The organism is Rouxiella silvae (genome assembly GCF_002093625.1).
Lineage (GTDB): Bacteria > Pseudomonadota > Gammaproteobacteria > Enterobacterales > Enterobacteriaceae > Rouxiella > Rouxiella silvae.
The window spans coordinates 65,151-80,629 of sequence record NZ_MRWD01000010.1 but is presented as its reverse complement, the minus strand read 5'-3'; the positions used below and the strand labels follow the sequence as shown (position 1 = coordinate 80,629).

At 48.1% G+C, this 15,479-nt stretch carries 16 protein-coding genes and 2 pseudogenes; 10 read left to right on the top strand and 8 right to left on the bottom strand.

The genetic code is table 11. The features are described from left to right. Positions 1-88: 88 nt before the first annotated feature. The 5 genes from cmoA to BS639_RS06070 all read left to right on the top strand — a co-directional run bounded on the left by cmoA (position 89) and on the right by BS639_RS06070 (position 4,545). Positions 89-832: a carboxy-S-adenosyl-L-methionine synthase CmoA gene (gene cmoA, locus BS639_RS06090; RefSeq protein ID WP_084982538.1), complete on the top strand. Its 744-nt coding sequence runs from the start codon at positions 89-91 to the stop codon at positions 830-832. Beyond that, positions 829-1,800 (top strand): tRNA 5-methoxyuridine(34)/uridine 5-oxyacetic acid(34) synthase CmoB, encoded by a 972-nt coding sequence (gene cmoB, locus BS639_RS06085; RefSeq protein WP_055771122.1) that lies wholly within the window; start codon positions 829-831, stop codon positions 1,798-1,800. The genes cmoA and cmoB overlap by 4 nt, the downstream gene beginning before the upstream one ends. A gap of 122 nt (positions 1,801-1,922) precedes the next feature. After that, positions 1,923-3,347 (top strand): PhoPQ-activated protein PqaA family protein, encoded by a 1,425-nt coding sequence (locus BS639_RS06080; protein WP_084982536.1) that lies wholly within the window; start codon positions 1,923-1,925, stop codon positions 3,345-3,347. Between the two features lie 126 nt (positions 3,348-3,473). Then, positions 3,474-3,722, top strand: a complete 249-nt coding sequence (locus tag BS639_RS06075) for a CsbD family protein (protein ID WP_055771116.1) — start codon at positions 3,474-3,476, stop codon at positions 3,720-3,722. A gap of 298 nt (positions 3,723-4,020) precedes the next feature. Continuing rightward, positions 4,021-4,545 (top strand): hypothetical protein, encoded by a 525-nt coding sequence (locus tag BS639_RS06070; RefSeq protein ID WP_084982535.1) that lies wholly within the window; start codon positions 4,021-4,023, stop codon positions 4,543-4,545. Between the two features lie 84 nt (positions 4,546-4,629). Here BS639_RS06070 and BS639_RS06065 read toward each other — a convergent pair whose 3' ends face one another. The 4 genes from BS639_RS06065 to BS639_RS06050 form a co-directional block, all read right to left on the bottom strand. Further along, on the bottom strand, positions 4,630-6,027 hold the full coding sequence (locus tag BS639_RS06065) for an alpha,alpha-trehalose-phosphate synthase (UDP-forming) (RefSeq protein WP_084982556.1): 1,398 nt from the start codon (positions 6,025-6,027) through the stop codon (positions 4,630-4,632). Positions 6,028-6,052: 25 nt separating this feature from the next. Then, positions 6,053-6,517: a GNAT family N-acetyltransferase gene (locus BS639_RS06060; RefSeq protein ID WP_158086921.1), complete on the bottom strand. Its 465-nt coding sequence runs from the start codon at positions 6,515-6,517 to the stop codon at positions 6,053-6,055. Between the two features lie 143 nt (positions 6,518-6,660). Next, entirely contained in the window at positions 6,661-7,230 is a 570-nt protein-coding gene (locus tag BS639_RS06055) for a YceI family protein (protein ID WP_084982531.1), read from the bottom strand. Positions 7,231-7,294: 64 nt separating this feature from the next. Beyond that, positions 7,295-7,825, bottom strand: a complete 531-nt coding sequence (locus BS639_RS06050) for a hypothetical protein (RefSeq protein WP_055771106.1) — start codon at positions 7,823-7,825, stop codon at positions 7,295-7,297. 190 nt (positions 7,826-8,015) lie between these two features. On the opposite strand from BS639_RS06050, the gene BS639_RS06045 reads away from it, so the two are divergent. Then, positions 8,016-8,630 carry a TetR family transcriptional regulator C-terminal domain-containing protein gene (locus tag BS639_RS06045; RefSeq protein WP_055771104.1) on the top strand — a complete coding sequence of 205 codons (615 nt, stop codon included), beginning with the start codon at positions 8,016-8,018 and terminating at the stop codon, positions 8,628-8,630. A gap of 80 nt (positions 8,631-8,710) precedes the next feature. Here the strand turns inward: BS639_RS06045 and BS639_RS06040 are convergent, their stop codons facing one another. Continuing rightward, positions 8,711-9,682, bottom strand: coding sequence for an oxidoreductase (locus BS639_RS06040; protein WP_084982530.1), 972 nt, complete (start codon positions 9,680-9,682; stop codon positions 8,711-8,713). 242 nt (positions 9,683-9,924) lie between these two features. Between BS639_RS06040 and BS639_RS06035 the strand changes: the two genes are divergently transcribed. After that, positions 9,925-10,851: an AraC family transcriptional regulator gene (locus BS639_RS06035; protein ID WP_084982528.1), complete on the top strand. Its 927-nt coding sequence runs from the start codon at positions 9,925-9,927 to the stop codon at positions 10,849-10,851. Between the two features lie 22 nt (positions 10,852-10,873). After that, complete coding sequence (locus BS639_RS06030; protein ID WP_084982527.1) at positions 10,874-11,758, top strand: MBL fold metallo-hydrolase; 885 nt, start codon at positions 10,874-10,876, stop codon at positions 11,756-11,758. A gap of 155 nt (positions 11,759-11,913) precedes the next feature. On the opposite strand, the gene BS639_RS06025 is transcribed toward BS639_RS06030, so the two are convergent. Beyond that, positions 11,914-12,663 carry a DeoR/GlpR family DNA-binding transcription regulator gene (locus BS639_RS06025; RefSeq protein ID WP_084982525.1) on the bottom strand — a complete coding sequence of 250 codons (750 nt, stop codon included), beginning with the start codon at positions 12,661-12,663 and terminating at the stop codon, positions 11,914-11,916. Positions 12,664-12,746: 83 nt separating this feature from the next. Between BS639_RS06025 and BS639_RS06020 the strand changes: the two genes are divergently transcribed. Then, positions 12,747-13,343, top strand: a complete 597-nt coding sequence (locus BS639_RS06020; RefSeq protein ID WP_084982523.1) for an NUDIX domain-containing protein — start codon at positions 12,747-12,749, stop codon at positions 13,341-13,343. Further along, positions 13,340-13,709 (top strand): annotated as a pseudogene (locus tag BS639_RS06015) (NUDIX hydrolase). Before BS639_RS06020 ends, BS639_RS06015 begins: the two are co-directional and overlap by 4 nt. Positions 13,710-14,039: 330 nt before the next feature. Here the strand turns inward: BS639_RS06015 and BS639_RS06010 are convergent. Continuing rightward, positions 14,040-14,333: an MFS transporter gene (locus BS639_RS06010; RefSeq protein WP_084982522.1), complete on the bottom strand. Its 294-nt coding sequence runs from the start codon at positions 14,331-14,333 to the stop codon at positions 14,040-14,042. An 88-nt stretch (positions 14,334-14,421) separates the two neighbouring features. Continuing rightward, positions 14,422-15,330: pseudogene (locus BS639_RS06005) on the bottom strand (integrase core domain-containing protein). Positions 15,331-15,479 lie beyond the last annotated feature (149 nt).

The following is a 15,479-nucleotide window of genomic DNA, read 5'->3' as shown; positions in this document are numbered from 1 at the left end:
GGACGGAATCTGATAAACTCCGCCCCCATAACAGCAAATCCGGTTTTTTTGCTCCCCTTTTTACTTTTTTTTGGTCTGACTCGGCACTATGACTAACCAAGATAAACTTTTTTCTGCTCCGATAGATAAACTCGGCGACTGGACCTTTGACGAACGCGTCGCGGAAGTCTTCCCTGATATGATCCAGCGTTCAGTGCCGGGCTATTCAAATATTATTTCGATGATTGGCATGCTGGCAGAGCGTTTTGTTAAGCCAAACAGCAAGGTCTACGATCTCGGCTGTTCGCTGGGTGCCGCTACGCTTTCAATGCGTCGCAACATTACCGTGCCGGGCTGTGAAATCATCGCGGTGGATAATTCTCCAGCCATGGTCGAACGCTGCCGCCGTCATATTGACGCCTTTCGCGCCGACACACCGGTTAGCGTGATTGAGGCCGATATTCTCGACGTTGAGTTAAAAGATGCTTCGATGGTGGTGCTCAACTTTACGCTACAATTCTTGCAACCTGCCGACCGCCAGCGCTTGTTAAATCAGGTTTATCAGGGTATGCGTCCGGGTGCCGCCTTGGTGCTGTCTGAAAAGTTCAGCTTTAGCGACGCCGACGTGGGCGAACTGCTGTTCAGCATGCACCATGATTTTAAGCGTGCCAACGGTTACAGCGAGCTCGAAATCAGTCAAAAGCGCAGCATGCTGGAGAACGTCATGCTGACCGACTCCGTGGATACACACAAAACCCGTCTGCATCAGGCCGGATTTGAACACGCGGAAGTGTGGTTCCAATGCTTCAACTTCGGCTCTTTGATTGCCATTAAAGCGGGAGAATCGGCGTGATCGAGTTTGGTGATTTTTATCGCGCTATTGCCAAAGGGCCACTCAGCCCGTGGTTGAATACCCTGCCCTCACAGCTTACCGCTTGGCAAAAAGAGTCGCTTCACGGCAAGTTCAAAATGTGGTTCAACGCCGTAGACCGCCTGCCGTTGCTAAAGCCGGAGCGCCTGGATCTGCTGCACAGCGTGACCGCCAATACGCTGTCGCCGCTGCCGAAAGGCCAGCGTGAAGGCATGGAAAATCTGCTGCGCAATTTAATGCCGTGGCGTAAAGGCCCGTTTTCCCTGTATGACATTGAAATAGAAACCGAATGGCGTTCAGACTGGAAGTGGGATCGCGTTCTGCCGCACATCTCCTCTCTGGCTGGACGCACTGTGCTGGACGTCGGATGCGGAAGCGGATACCACATGTGGCGCATGATTGGTGCAGGCGCGCATTTTGCCGTCGGCATTGACCCTATGCAGCTTTTTTTATGCCAGTTTGAGGCGGTGCGTAAACTGCTGGGCGGCGATCAGCGTGCGCATTTACTGCCGCTGGGTATAGAACAGCTTCCTGAGCTCAATGCGTTTGACACACTATTTTCAATGGGCGTGCTGTATCACCGGCGCTCACCGCTAGACCATCTGCTGCAGTTAAAAAATCAGCTGGTTAGCGGCGGCGAGCTGGTGCTAGAAACCATTGTAATTGAAGGCGACAGTCATCAAGTGTTGGTACCGGGCGATCGCTATGCCCAAATGAATAATATCTACTTTATTCCCTCCGCCGAGGCGTTGAAGGGCTGGCTCATCAAGTGCGGTTTCGTCAATGTACGTATTGCCGACGTGAGCCTCACCACCACAGAGGAACAGCATCGCACTTCCTGGATGACCAGCGAGTCGCTTGCCGAATTCCTCGACCCGAATGACAGCACTAAAACAGTGGAAGGTTATCCTGCGCCACGTCGAGCCTTGCTGATTGCAAATAAGCCCTAACCTCTCCCGCTCCTTTACGTCGACGATGCCCTCGTGTTAAGGGAGCGGAAAATAAAACGTCAGCTTTGCCATTCATCGCAATTCGATAAATAAAATCCTATTCATTTAATTGAGGATGAATAATGAAAACGCTAAATCTGTTGCTGGCTTTCACCGCGCTTACGGCGGGTCAGGTTTATGCCCAGCAGGCTCCCGTCGCAGCGGGCTGTAATCGGGATAACAGCAATGCAGCTTCGCAGGTCATTTCATGCTACCGCCAGCAGCTGGCGGCAATGCCTTTAAACTACGCCTTGGTCAGCACCGAGATGTTTGAGAATGTCGAAATCAGGAAATATCAGATGATTTCACAGTCCTGGTCGCCAGATAGTTTAGTCAGTCCTGCTCAGTGGAAAGAGGATGTGACGATAGGTATTCCCCGCTCTCCCAAGTCACCCAAGGCGCTGATTGCCGTCGATATAAGCGACGATAGCCTGTTAAAAGTGGTACAGCAAACGAATACCATTGTCATTTCATTGAAAACCATCCCAACCCGTGATTTAGTTTATCAACAAGATAATAAACCGCTGGAAGAAGACGACAGCATCGCGCGAACTTGGAAATTATATGCCGAGCATCCGGCTAAAAGACAACAGCTTCCACTGCAGATTCCGATGACGGCGACCATTTCTCAAACCATTAGGCTGGCTAAAAAAGAGCTCGTGAGATGGCATATTGACGAGTTTATCGTGGCTGGGGCCTCTAAACGCGGATGGGCAACTTGGTTAACGGCAATTTCCGACCCGAACGTTGTCGCTGTCGTGCCTTTTGTGATTGACGTCCTTAATACAAAGTCGGCAATCTTGAACATGTATAAAACCTACGGTGGGAACTGGCCGATTGCTTTCGCGCCCTATTATAATCAAGGCATAGACCGCTTAGTTAACAATCCTGACTTTCTGAAAATGCTAAACATTATCGATCCGATGCAATATGTCGGAACGCAGGCGCAATCAGGATTAGCGATCCCCAAATATATTGTTAATGCCAGCGGCGATGATTTTTTCCCACCGGATAATTCCCGTTTCTATTATGAAAAATTGCCTGGTATCAAGTCGCTGCGCATCGCACCAAATACCGGTCATATCGGGATCCAGGATTATATTCAGCAGTCACTGATTGCCTTTATCAATCGCCTGCAGGACGGCAGACCGTTGCCCGTTATTACCACTGCGCCTTACAGACAGAGTAATAGTCAGAACCTCACAGTACACTTCTCGGAAAAGCCGCAAAAAGTACTGCGCTGGACGGCGACTAATTCTTCAGCGAGAGATTTTCGCTTCGCCTGCGGTATAACCTACGCGCCCACGCCACTCACCGTTAAAGCCGGCAATAACGTCAGTACCTCCTTGAATTATAACGGCCCCGGATGGCAGGCAACGTTTGTCGAAGCCACTTTTACGGACGGCTATGTTGCGACCACTCAGGTCTATATTACGCCGGACAGCCAATATCCGAAGGTGGCACCGCCATCAAATGACGCCGGTTGCCAGACGTTGCCAGGTCGTTGATTTTTTGTCCACTTTTCATAGGATTTTGCTTAAAAAGGCGCAATTAGAGACTTTATTGGCAAGAAAAAAACTAAGTGGATTTTTGTCTGCTAACCTTATTTAACGACCAATAAGGAGAGTTCAAATATGTTTAATCAAACTGAAGATAAAGTAAAACAAGTAGCCGGTGCAGCGCAGGAAGCCTTTGGTGATGTTACTGACTCCCCTGAGCATCAGGCAAAAGGCGCAGCGCGTAAATATGCTTCTCAAGCCAGCTATGCCGCTAAAGATGCAGTGTCGACCGCAGTCGATCAGGTAAAAGAAAATCCATTTGCCGGTGTTGCGGTTGCAGGTGCTGTCGGTATTGTGATTGGTTACCTGTTAGGCCGGAAGTAAAGTGGTATAAATCTCTGGACGGCTGTGTGAAATTTATTCACCTGTATTGATCTACTGCAAATTAAGGTTATTATGCCAACCGCATAATATTTACACACAGCCGTTCTAAAAAAGATAACTAACAGCACCACTCTTATTGAGCCATCAGCGCAAGTTGATGGCTCTTTTACTACATATGCAGCAATAATTTGTTCCAGTCGTCTTGATCCTCTTAACAGCCTGACAAACTTCGTCTGTTGCGAAATGCACCGCCGATTGAGTATGCTATTTACGATAGGGATTAAGACAGGGGTTTGAAATGACACATGAAATAGCAGCATTACGCGTGGCAGCCTCTAACATTTTACATACTGTTGAGTCAGCCAACGGCATTCCCTCTTTGGAACAAGTCGCACAAGAAGTCATCGGCTTTGTTGCCAACGGTCATCTTCGTGCTCTGATAGACAAGTCGGAAAAACTCAGCGTAATGAACGCCGCATTAACCGCTGAACGTGATCGTTGGGCCGAGGTGTGTAAACGCGCTGAAGCCGCAGAGGCAGAACTGGCGCTGTTAAAAAGCACCCCCACACCTGTCGCATGGACCGACGAGGAAGAGTTGGTAGAAATGCGTTCCGGCACCTGTGGAACCATGTTTAATGGCGATCACATTGACAGGTCCCACGGTCAATGGTTTCCACTCTACCTGCATACTCAGGCAAAGCCCGTTGTCATTTTACCCCAAAGACATTCCCACGATGAAATCCACAGTGATAGAAAGTGCTTTGATTGCGATGAAATCATTGCCGCGGTAATGGCGTCTGGCTGTGTCGTAAAAGACAACTGAGATTATCTTTATCAATTTGCCCTTATACTGAAAGCCCCGCAGCATGTGGCTGGGGGCTTTCTATGACTTAAGGATTAACCTGCTTTAATACCGAATACGCCCGCTGAACCCCGCCGTTAACACGACACTGCCTCTTATTTGCATCGCATCTTCTGTCTCGGGGTTATCCAGTCGAGTCAGTAAACTGTCAGCCCACCACTGATTATCGTGCCTGTTTATTTCAGCGAGCAGATGGGCATGGCGTTTTTTCCTTTCGGCAAGCGGCAGTTTCAGCGCCGAATTTAACGCATCGGCAATTGCATTAGGATCGTAAGGGTTTACGATAATGGCGCCTTTCATCGATTCAGTACCGCCTGCGAACTGTGACAAAATCAGCACGCCGGGGTTATCAGAGTCTTGAGACGCGACGTACATTCGCGCCATTAAACTCATGCCCGCCATCAACGGCGTCACTAACGCCACGCGTGATGCTCGATAAATCCCGCATAATTCTTCCTGGCTAAAATCCTGGCTGATAAAGCTGACTGCGTGAGTGTCTGTAAGCCCTTTCAGCTCATCTTTCAAAGCACTTTCCAGCGATTGCGTTGTCATTGAAGGCGTAGTCAGTTGAAGCAACGTGGTGGATTTTGCATATTCGGGATGCATCTTTAGTAAAATATCCATTCCGCGGATTCGATTGGGAAATCCTGTAATATCATCAAGATGTCCTCCGCTGAGAATAATATTTACTGGAAGTGTCTCCTTGCACTGCCTTTCCATAAAGCGACAGCTATTGCTTTCTTTCAGGCAGACCGACACGCTGGTATCAATCCCGACGGGGAAAACACCGGTGGAAATTATCCTGCCATGAATGCGGAAAGTGGTTTGGCTAAGGTGCTCAATCCTGAACTCTGTTTCCACCCACAACAGGAAATTATTCATGTCCTGCACCGTTTGAAAACCTATCAGGTCACAGCAAAGCAGTGAGCCAATCAGACTATGCCAATCAGGTATAGCCTCGAAGGATTGCCCAGCCGGAAAGGATTGGTGAAAACAGAAACCAATGCGATTGGTCAGGCCAGTATCGCGAATAAACTTGATGCTGGGGATGAGGTGGTAATCCTGTATCCAGATAGCATCGTCAGGCATGGCGTATTCAGTTACGGCTCTTGCATAGGTCTCGTTAAGTTTAAGATACTGTTTGAAACCTTCAGCAGTAAAACGCGCAAGATCTGGGCGCTGGTGAAAAACGGGCCATAATCCCTGATAAACGTACCCGTGATAACCCTCTTCGCACTCTTCTTGAGTGAGAGGAAATGTTAGCGTGTCATATTTGTTGCCGACGCGAAATGACAGTGGGTGCAGCGCATCTGGGTCATCCTCAACCACATCGCCATTCCAACTCACCCAAATCCCGCCACGCTGGGACATAATCCCGTCGTAGATTGAAGAAAGTACTGAATGCTGATGCAAATTATGAGAAACCAGAATTAAACCTGACATAGTTTTTACCTGATAAGGGTTGCTTTCAATGGGAGTCAACATTCGCCTGCGGCACCTGTAAACAACAGAGCACGGTAGTGCATTCATGCGTAGCGGGATGGGCAAGACAGCAGTCTACCAGCCAAGAGCCGAGGCCGATGTAGCGGTATTCAGGCGCTACATAAACGTCGCTAATGACGGCGATATCGGCCAAATCTGTGATTATTCGCGCAAATCCAATCTGCCTGTCGTTTCTGTATAAACCGAAACAAAGACTGTTGTGCACTCTTATCTCAACGTTACGAACGTCACTAGAGACTGTGCCTTGAGTACAAGGCAACGCCTTCTGGATGAAACTGATATTCAGCAGTTTTTTATCGGTATTGACACAAAATGCACCTCGATACCATCTACGAGGAGAGAGCATTTTTATACGCTGCTGTTCAATCAATGCCTTGGGTGTGCCGCTGTGTGTAACAGACTCAGTGTCGATAAAGCGATGATTTTTCATTGCCATATTCTCTGGTTTATAAGCCGATATCCTTAACTCAGCTAATTAAACCGACTGGCATGTTAAAAAAGCGTAAAAATCGCGGGGAGTTATATAAAAATTGTGCAGGTGCGGAGTCATTCAGCGCGTCCGATAACGCACTATCAGCCCATACTGGCTTCAATATTAATATCAATCTTAATCGGGTCTGCCACCAGCAATAAATAACTGTCCATACCAAATGCTGAGCGAGAAATAGTGGTGTTGGCATGCAGGGTCATATCCCCTCTTTGCGCATTTGGATGAACATCTGGAACGATCTCGGCCTCCAGTATCACCGCGCGCTGGATATTTTTAATCTGTAGAGAACCCAAAACCCGATAGTGACCGCCGCCGATGTCAATGACTCTGGTGCTGCTAAAGTGGGCGAGAGGAAAGTGTGCTTCATCGAAAAAAGTGCCACTTTTGAGTTCGTTGGTCAGCAAAATATTCTGGGCATTTAGTGAATAGATGGGGATATTAACGACGATCTTGTCTTCAAAATCCTTATGACTATCAAGGGTAATGGCACCGGTGATGTGTGTAATCTGCGCATGAGAAATAGCACTCCCGGCGAGTGTCCAGAAAACCTCGACGGAGGTTTTCTGGGTATTAATCGCATACTGAACTGGGTTGGCAAATGCCATAGCGGAATAGGCGATAGATAAGGCTAAAAAGGTCGATACACGCAGCATACGAGACTCCCCAAGCGGATGTCTGATGTTAACGTTTGAGTCGACGATTTTATTCGAGGATTTTTTAGCTATGCGCTACTTTGGCCGGCGTTGGCGGCACAGGCAGAATAATTTCAGAGGCTATTTTCCACTCTTTACCTACCCTGAGCCAGTTATGTATCAGTAAAAAAGGCTTAGGCGTGCCGTCTTGGCCAGCATATGACACGGTGATCGTCACAGGGTCGTATGATTGCGCCACGTTTCTGGTTATGCCCACCACCCGAAATTTATGTAAGTCTGGCGTCAATACCACGGGACCGGAATGTGCAATAGCAGACAGTTTTTTATCGATGGCCTCATTGCCCCAAACGGCAGCCCAATTTCCCTCGGCGGGATCGGCGCTTTTTGCCACTAGCATGGCCGATGGCGACTGCCAGAACATCTCGTGAATTGCTTTAATATCGTGCTTATTGGCCAAGTCTGACAAATGGATAAAGTTATTCCTTATCTCCTCTCTGGTGTGATCGGATAAGGTATCGCGCTCTGCTGCTGTAGCATTATGGGTTGTTATCATCGTGGTGAGCATCACAATTAAACCAGCAACTAACTTTTTCATGCTTATGATCCTGATTAGAATGCAAAGTAATAAAGAGTGTCTTAATCAATTTACAGACGCTGTTCATCCCCCTGCCAAGACTTGACAGCTTCAGGCTACGGGGAATATCTTATTTATGACCGATCGTCTTACATTGGTCAACGAAATTATGACCGATCGTTCAATGTTTCTGGGTAAAGGATAACTAAGCATGACAACGCACATCGCCTCGCGGCGAGGACCAAAACCTAACCCATTGATTAAAGAAACGTTGATTAAGGCTGGACTCAATATACTCCACACAGAGGGCTACGCCGCAGCGGGTGTCCAGAGCATTGTCGAAAATGCAGGAGTGCCGAAAGGGACTTTCTATAATCATTTCTCTAGCAAAGAGCTGTTCAGCGCAGACGTCATAGATGAATACTTCGCCCTCAGCGAAAAGCGGCTTATCTCTTTTCTAAATAAAACGGATCAACCCGCGCGGGCTCGTTTGGCGTCATACTTCGACGATCGCATTCAAGCGTTGGCGGCAGGTGGTTTACTACGAGGTTGCCTGATAGGTAATCTCACGGCAGAAGTTGCCGATCACAGCGAATTAATACGTGAAAAACTCGCCGAGCATATGAACAGCTGGAGCCAATACTTTGCTGATTGTATTCGTGCGGCGCAGTCGGCAGGTGAAATGCGAAATACCACTGACGCACAGGTGTTGGGTCGTTTTATTCTCAACGGCTGGGAAGGCGCACTGCTGCGTATGCGGGCAGATAAAAGTATTGAACCGCTGCTTGAATTCAAAATGATAATTTTTGGGTCGCTGTTGGTTTAATTCTCCAGGTCATGACTCAGCATGTGTATCACCCTGCTGAGTCATGTTTTATTAAGGCTAATAGTATCAGCAGCAACTCACTACCAGACGTAGCGCACGCCGGTTAATTTCTCGCTCAATTCCCACAAACCTTTCGCAGCAGCAGGGTCTGCCGCCCAAGAGCTGACACCGACTTCAGCCCCGTCCTCAGCGGCGAATGCGGCAATGTTAACATCCTCGCAGTAGACGCCGCCCTTGCCGGCCAGGATGGGATCTATCGCGCACCATACCGACGTCGCTGCGCCCTGCTCGACCGTTTTGAAACCTGCCTCTTCGGTGGTTTTTAGTTCACCGTTTTCTTTGATTGCGCCAACGCGTTCGAAGTCACTCCTGTCCAAGTGCCGAGTCAGTCCGGTAAAGATAGCGCCCGGATGCAGTGAGAAAGCGCGAATGTTGTGCTTCTCGCCGAGTGTATCGAGTTCCAGTGCAAACAGGGCGTTGGCCGTTTTAGATTGACCGTAGGCCAACCATTTGTCATACGGGCGCTGATTAAAATTAGGATCGACTCTATCAACAACGCTGAAGCGGTGACCCCGCGAAGAGACTGAGACCACCCGTGCACCGTTAGCTTTCTTCAACGCAGGGAGTAAGCGTGCGGTCAGTTGATAATGCCCCAGATGGTTGGTGGAAAATTGCCCTTCATTGCCTCGCGCATCACGTTTCAGCGGGGAAGCCATCACGCCTGCGCTGTTAATCAAAATATGCAGCGCTCGCCCGGTCTGTACAAAGCGATCGGCAAAGGCATCAATCGAAGCGGGGTCCATAAGATCTAAAAAGTCAGTCTCAACGTTGGGGATCCCCTTTAGAGCATGCTGCGCTTTTTCCATATCACGAGTAGGTACTCTCACCTGCGCACCGGCTTCGGCCAGAACGCGCACCGTTTCCAATCCTATACCTGAATAACCCCCGGTTACGATGATATTAATTCCCGCCAGGTTGCGCTGGCCCAACACGTCGCTGGCCGTTGAATGTTTGTCGAATCCAGAATGAAGGGGTTGTTGTTGAGTGGTCATAAAGTCAGTTCCAATGTGGTTAAATCGTAAGATAACCCCGGGGTCATCGGGTAGCCGACAACCCATAATGAGGGATATTTATCAGACTTTGAATGCACTAACGTCCGTAGTATTGTCGAGATCGTCTGATTTCTTTGATAATCGCCACATCAGACAGACTTTATGATGTTATTCTTGCAGTAAGAATATCGGGTAGACTCTGCGCATGATGGCGAGATACCAGAACACTACGGAGCCGTGAAATGGACCCACTTTCAGACGTACTCTCCCAGCTTAATGCTGATAAAGCCTATGTTGTAGGGTTGCGCACCGGTGGAGATTGGGGCATGCATTTTCCACCGCCGGCAAACATCAAATTTAACGCCGTAGTGGAAGGCAGTTGCTGGTTGACGGTCGAAGGCGAGCCTGCACCGATTTATTTGCGGCCGGGCGACTGTTTTATTTTGACTCGCCCACGGGCTTTTATCCTGGCGAGCTCATTGGATAGGATCACTGAAAATGCGGTAGAGTTGTTTCGAAACGCGGTGAAAGGTGTATTGCAATACGGATCTGAGCAGGATTTCTTTATGATTGGCGGACGATTTAACTATGGGCAGGAGGCGCGTTTGTTGCTTGATAGCCTCCCCGCAGTAGCAGTGGTCAATGCTCATACTGATTCTGCGCCGATTTTGCGTTGGGCATTGGCATTGCTGGTGCAAGAATTGTCCAACGCTTCGCCCGGCGGTGCAATGATGGCGCAGCAGTTGGGGAATATTATGCTCATTCAAGTCCTGCGGCAGTATCTGGGGGTTGAACAAGACAGCCCCGCAGGATGGCTATTTGCGCTTTCAGACCCGAGGGTTAATAGCGCATTGGAAGCTATGCATGCCGAACCGGCTAAACGCTGGAGCGTTCAGCAACTGGCGGATATCGCAGGGGTATCGCGCTCGACTTTTGCCTTAAGTTTCAAGCAAAAGGTCGGCTTTGGGCCATTAGAATATTTACTGCGCTGGCGTATGCAGCTCGCTAGCCGACGTTTAGCACTAGGAAACGTAACAGTTTCAGCCGTGGCGCAATCCTTAGGCTATGATTCAGACAGCGCTTTTAGCAATGCCTTTAAGCGAATAATGCATTGCTCACCGCGACAGTATCGGGAACGTCAGCGCGAACACGCCCCTTCACGCAGTTAAACTCATGCAGAGAACACTCACTATGATGAAAACCCTGATTTTTTCAGCCATGTTAGCCGCATGCTATACGTCGAATGCATTGGCCGATACCACAGTCACTGACGCCCCCGCGTTTAAGACGTTTCACATCGGCAAGATTGAGGTGACGGCGCTGCACGACAAATCATCCCTCTTGCCTAATGATGGAAAAATTCTCGGTGTTGACGTGGGTGAAAAGCCAGTGGCGGACGTTTTGGCAGCTGCGGGAGCTCCTACGGGTAAAATTAAGCTGGATGTTGACGCCTTGTTTGTTAAAGACGGCAATAAAAATATTCTCATTGATACGGGGCTGGGACCCAGTGCACAAGGCCTGCTGGTGCAAAGTCTCATCAAATCTGGCCATACGCCAGAACAGATAACCGATGTGTTAATAACCCACGTCCATCGCGATCATATCGGTGGTCTGGTGACCGCAGACGGCAAACAGACTTTCCCTAACGCGGTGGTGAAAATCTCTTCACCTGACTGGGCATGGCTACAAACCATGCCCAAAATGGCCGCGTTGGTCAACGTTATCAAACCTCAGGTCAAGACCTTTACACCGGGCGATACCGTCATGCCCGATATTCAGTCCGTTCCTTTACAGGGCCATACACCCGGCCATGTTGGCTACCAAATTACCTCTGGTAAGGCGCGTATTTTCAATATTGCCGACTCTGCCCACAGCGCTATTATTTCGCTCGCCAAACCTGAATGGGCGATAAGCTTTGACAACGACCGGGCAGAAGGTATTGCAAACCGCAAAACTGTGCTGAAAGAAGTCGCGGCGGATCGTGAATTGATTTTTGCCCCCCACTTTCCGTTCCCTGGCATTGGCTATATCGTGCCTAAAGACGCGCATTACGTCTTTCAACCTGCTGTAGATTAAGGTGGTTTATAGCCATTTAACAGACAATTAGCAGCATATAATTTGGGAAGGAACAAACGAGTTTGTTAAGACTACAGAACTGATACAAACTGATGACTGTAACAACGGCTTATGCTTGGTAACGGTTTATTTATCCAGGCAGAACCGCTACCCGTCTACAGTACGGTAATTTGCATGCTTTCAAGTAACCTGCTCATGTCTTCATCCAGGCTGCCGTCAATCAATAAAGTGCTGGCCATATTCAGGTCACCAATAGCAAACGCAGAGGCTGAATTAATTTTTTCAGGTGAAGCCATTACCACTGTTTCAGCGGCTCTTTCAGAAAGTGCTTTTTTCACGCAGGCCTCTTCATAATGACCTGTCGTAAATCCGGCTCGCTTGTGTACACCTGTTACGCCCATAAAAAAGAGATCGGCATTGATTCTGCGGATGGATTCAATCATTGCTGCACCCGTGGTGACCACGGAGTGCTTATATAATTGACCGCCGATAACTATCACATCAACCAGAGGAAAATCTATCAGTCCGACTGCGATTGTAGGACTGTGGGTGACTACGGTAAAAGCCAAGTCTTTAGGTAACAGCTTGATCAATTCCTCAGAGGTTGTGCCTCCGTCAACAATAACAATATATCCTGGTTGAATAAGCGTTATCGCCTTCTGCGCAATAATTTTCTTTGACGGTATCTGCACACTTTTTCTTACTTGAAACGGTGCAATCGCAGCAGAGACGGTTAAGGCCCCACCGTGAACTCGCTGAAGAAGTCCCTCAGCCGCTAACTCCCTCAAATCACGACGAATTGAGTCTTCTGATATAGCAAATCTCTGACTCAACTCCCGGGATAAAACCTGTTTCTCGCGCGCTAAAATTTCCAAAATAAGCTGCTTTCTCTGGCTCGATAACATTTCTGACACCTTTCACGATTAATCTTGATATTGCACGATTGTGCATGATAGCGTGTTTATTGTCATCCTAAAGGAGCAAAAACATGCACAAAGAACAGCAAAAAGTCCGACATATCAGAGAACAACTATTGTCGGATAGCTGGTATACGCTCAAAAAATACACCTTTGAACTTTTACGCCGAGACGGCAGCTGGCAGGAACAGAGCCGAGAAGCATACGATCGCGGAAATGGCGCAGTCATCCTGCTATATAACAAAGCCAAGCAAACCGTCGTGCTGACCCGACAATTCCGCCTTCCCGTTTATATCAATGGCCACAGCGGTTTCCTGATAGAGGCAGCTGCCGGTTTATTGGATAACGCTTCTCCCGAGAAACGAATTATTGCAGAAGCGCAAGAAGAGACGGGCTTAAAAGTCACCGCCGTCGAAAAAGTATTTGAAGCTTATATGAGCCCAGGATCGGTCACGGAAAAGCTGTTCTTTTTTATTGCTGAGTACGCAGAGCACAATCGCAGCGGTACCGGTGGAGGACTGGCTGACGAAGGCGAAGATATTGAAGTATTGGAATGGTCTTTTGAGCAGGCACTGTCCGCAGTCAGGAATGGCGAAATTCAGGATGCAAAAACAATTATGTTGCTACAGCATTTGGCTATAAACCAAATTTTACAGGTGAATTCATGAAAAGAATGCTCATATTGATAGCCGGTCCAGTCAGAAGCGGTACGCAAGGTGATGAGGTATTAATCAAAAAAAAATCTTCTTAAAATGGAACAAATTGCGCTCGACGTTTATGAAAAAGGCCATACCCCGATAATAGGTGAATGGCTGGCATTGCCTCTAGCCGGCGTTGCCGGTTCACAGAAAATAGGTGACGAAATCAGCGAGGCATTTTTATATCCCGTTGCTCATCGTTTACTTCAGCACTGTGATGCAATCTTGCGTATTCCCGGCCCATCACAGGGCGCCGATAATGATGTTCGCATAGGAAAAGAGCAAGGGCTGAGGTTTTACACTGAGCTTCAACAGATCCCCTCAATAAATAATTAAACCGCACAGGCATTTTGAAAATTAGTCTGCTTTTATATTAATGAATGAACTCATTTATATGCCAGTACAAGCTTCCTGCACTGGCGATGTTAGATATAAAGGCAATATAGGTCTACCGGCTTACCGCCTCCACGTTTAACGTCTCCGATATGCGAATTTTTTTAAGCAATGAGTACAAAAATAGCGGTTGAATATTGCAGCCAAGTTGCAAGATTAGGCACAATCAAGAAAGTGCTAAAGATGGCAAGTCCCATACTCATAAAGGCATAAATGACCCGCGGATTTCCAAGGAGGTTAAGCAATGAGACGCCCGTCTGTGGCCGTTGATTTTTATCGTCGAGAGGGTGGGTCATATTGGGTAATAACGCCCATACGGCAATGAGTGTTATCACGCCACACAAACTCACGACAAAGAAGGGGGGTGCTCCAGCTGTACCAGAGTGCCAGCTTCAACCCAAAGGGTACACCGCCAATGGCAGTGACTGAGAAAGCGCCCATAACAATAGCCATTGCTCGCCCTCGCTGTGCAGTAGGTACCTGATCAGTCACGATTGCCAGCGCAATGGACGTTGCAGGCCCTGCAAATAGGCCAGCAAACAGGCGAGCGATGAAGAGACTTTGCATATCCCAGGCAAATCAACATAATAACGTCGATAACGTCGATAACGTCAGTCCAAGCAGAGCGACAATCGTGACGTGTTTACAATCAAAGTTATGACCTGTCCTGATATAGGTTGACACTTTTTAGCCTAGTAACGCCTGATCAACTTCATCGGGCGTTTTGGATTTTAGCGACTGGTGAGGTCGCTCTCTGTTGTAAATCTCTATCGATTCTTTCACCCTCTTTCTTGCCTGCTCCAGATCTGCACGACGTGACAGTAAAAACTCCGTTTTCAGTATCCCGTTGACCCTTTCGGCTAAGGCATTCTGATAACAATCATAGCCATCTGTCATAGAACAGATTAGCCCATGTCTTGCATGGACTGATTGGTAACTGGCTGAACAATATTGTATTCCACGGTCTGAATAATGGATCAAGGGCTCAGTCGTTTTTCTCGTCTTTAAGGCTTGTTCCAAGGCCTGCACAACATTCTCAGTACGCAGATCGCTGTGCACGAGTAACCTGCATTTCTTTAGCAGCGAGAACAGTCGGTCTCGTCCAATATATAAACCACTCTCTCCTTGTTTATTAATCAGATAAAGAAGCTTCCGTGTCCCAATACGCGCTTGACGCATTCTTATTGTTTTAACAAAATCAACAATCTGTGCTTCACGCACCCGCTGTTTACTGGCCCGTGTTTTGTGCTGATACCAGGCCTGTCGGCTATGCCCCAGGAACAAGCAAACCCGGATAATCGTTATTTTTTTGGCTTGGTTTTGCGCGAGGACTTGTCGAGCCGCTTTTTTATAACGCTGATCCCATAGTCATTTTTCAGCACGTTAACAACAGCATCAAGGAACTCAGCTTTCTAGGCAACCAGGTCAGAACGGTAGAACGTCCCTGAATACCATAGCGCAATCGGGCCTGTTTGTAGGTAATTTCGCCTTTTTCCACCTGCTCAACCACGGCAATTTTAAAAGACAAAGGATAGTCACGTTGTGTGCGTTTAAACTCAGCCATTATCACGTTCTCCGCATTTAAGTCGAAAACGTGTCAACGCTATTCAGGATGGGTCATATTTTAAATAAAAAAAGCCCCGCCAAAATGACGGGGCCTGGTACTTGCGCAGGGCGACGCAAAAGGGTCCTGGGACCCGGTAAATCTTTATC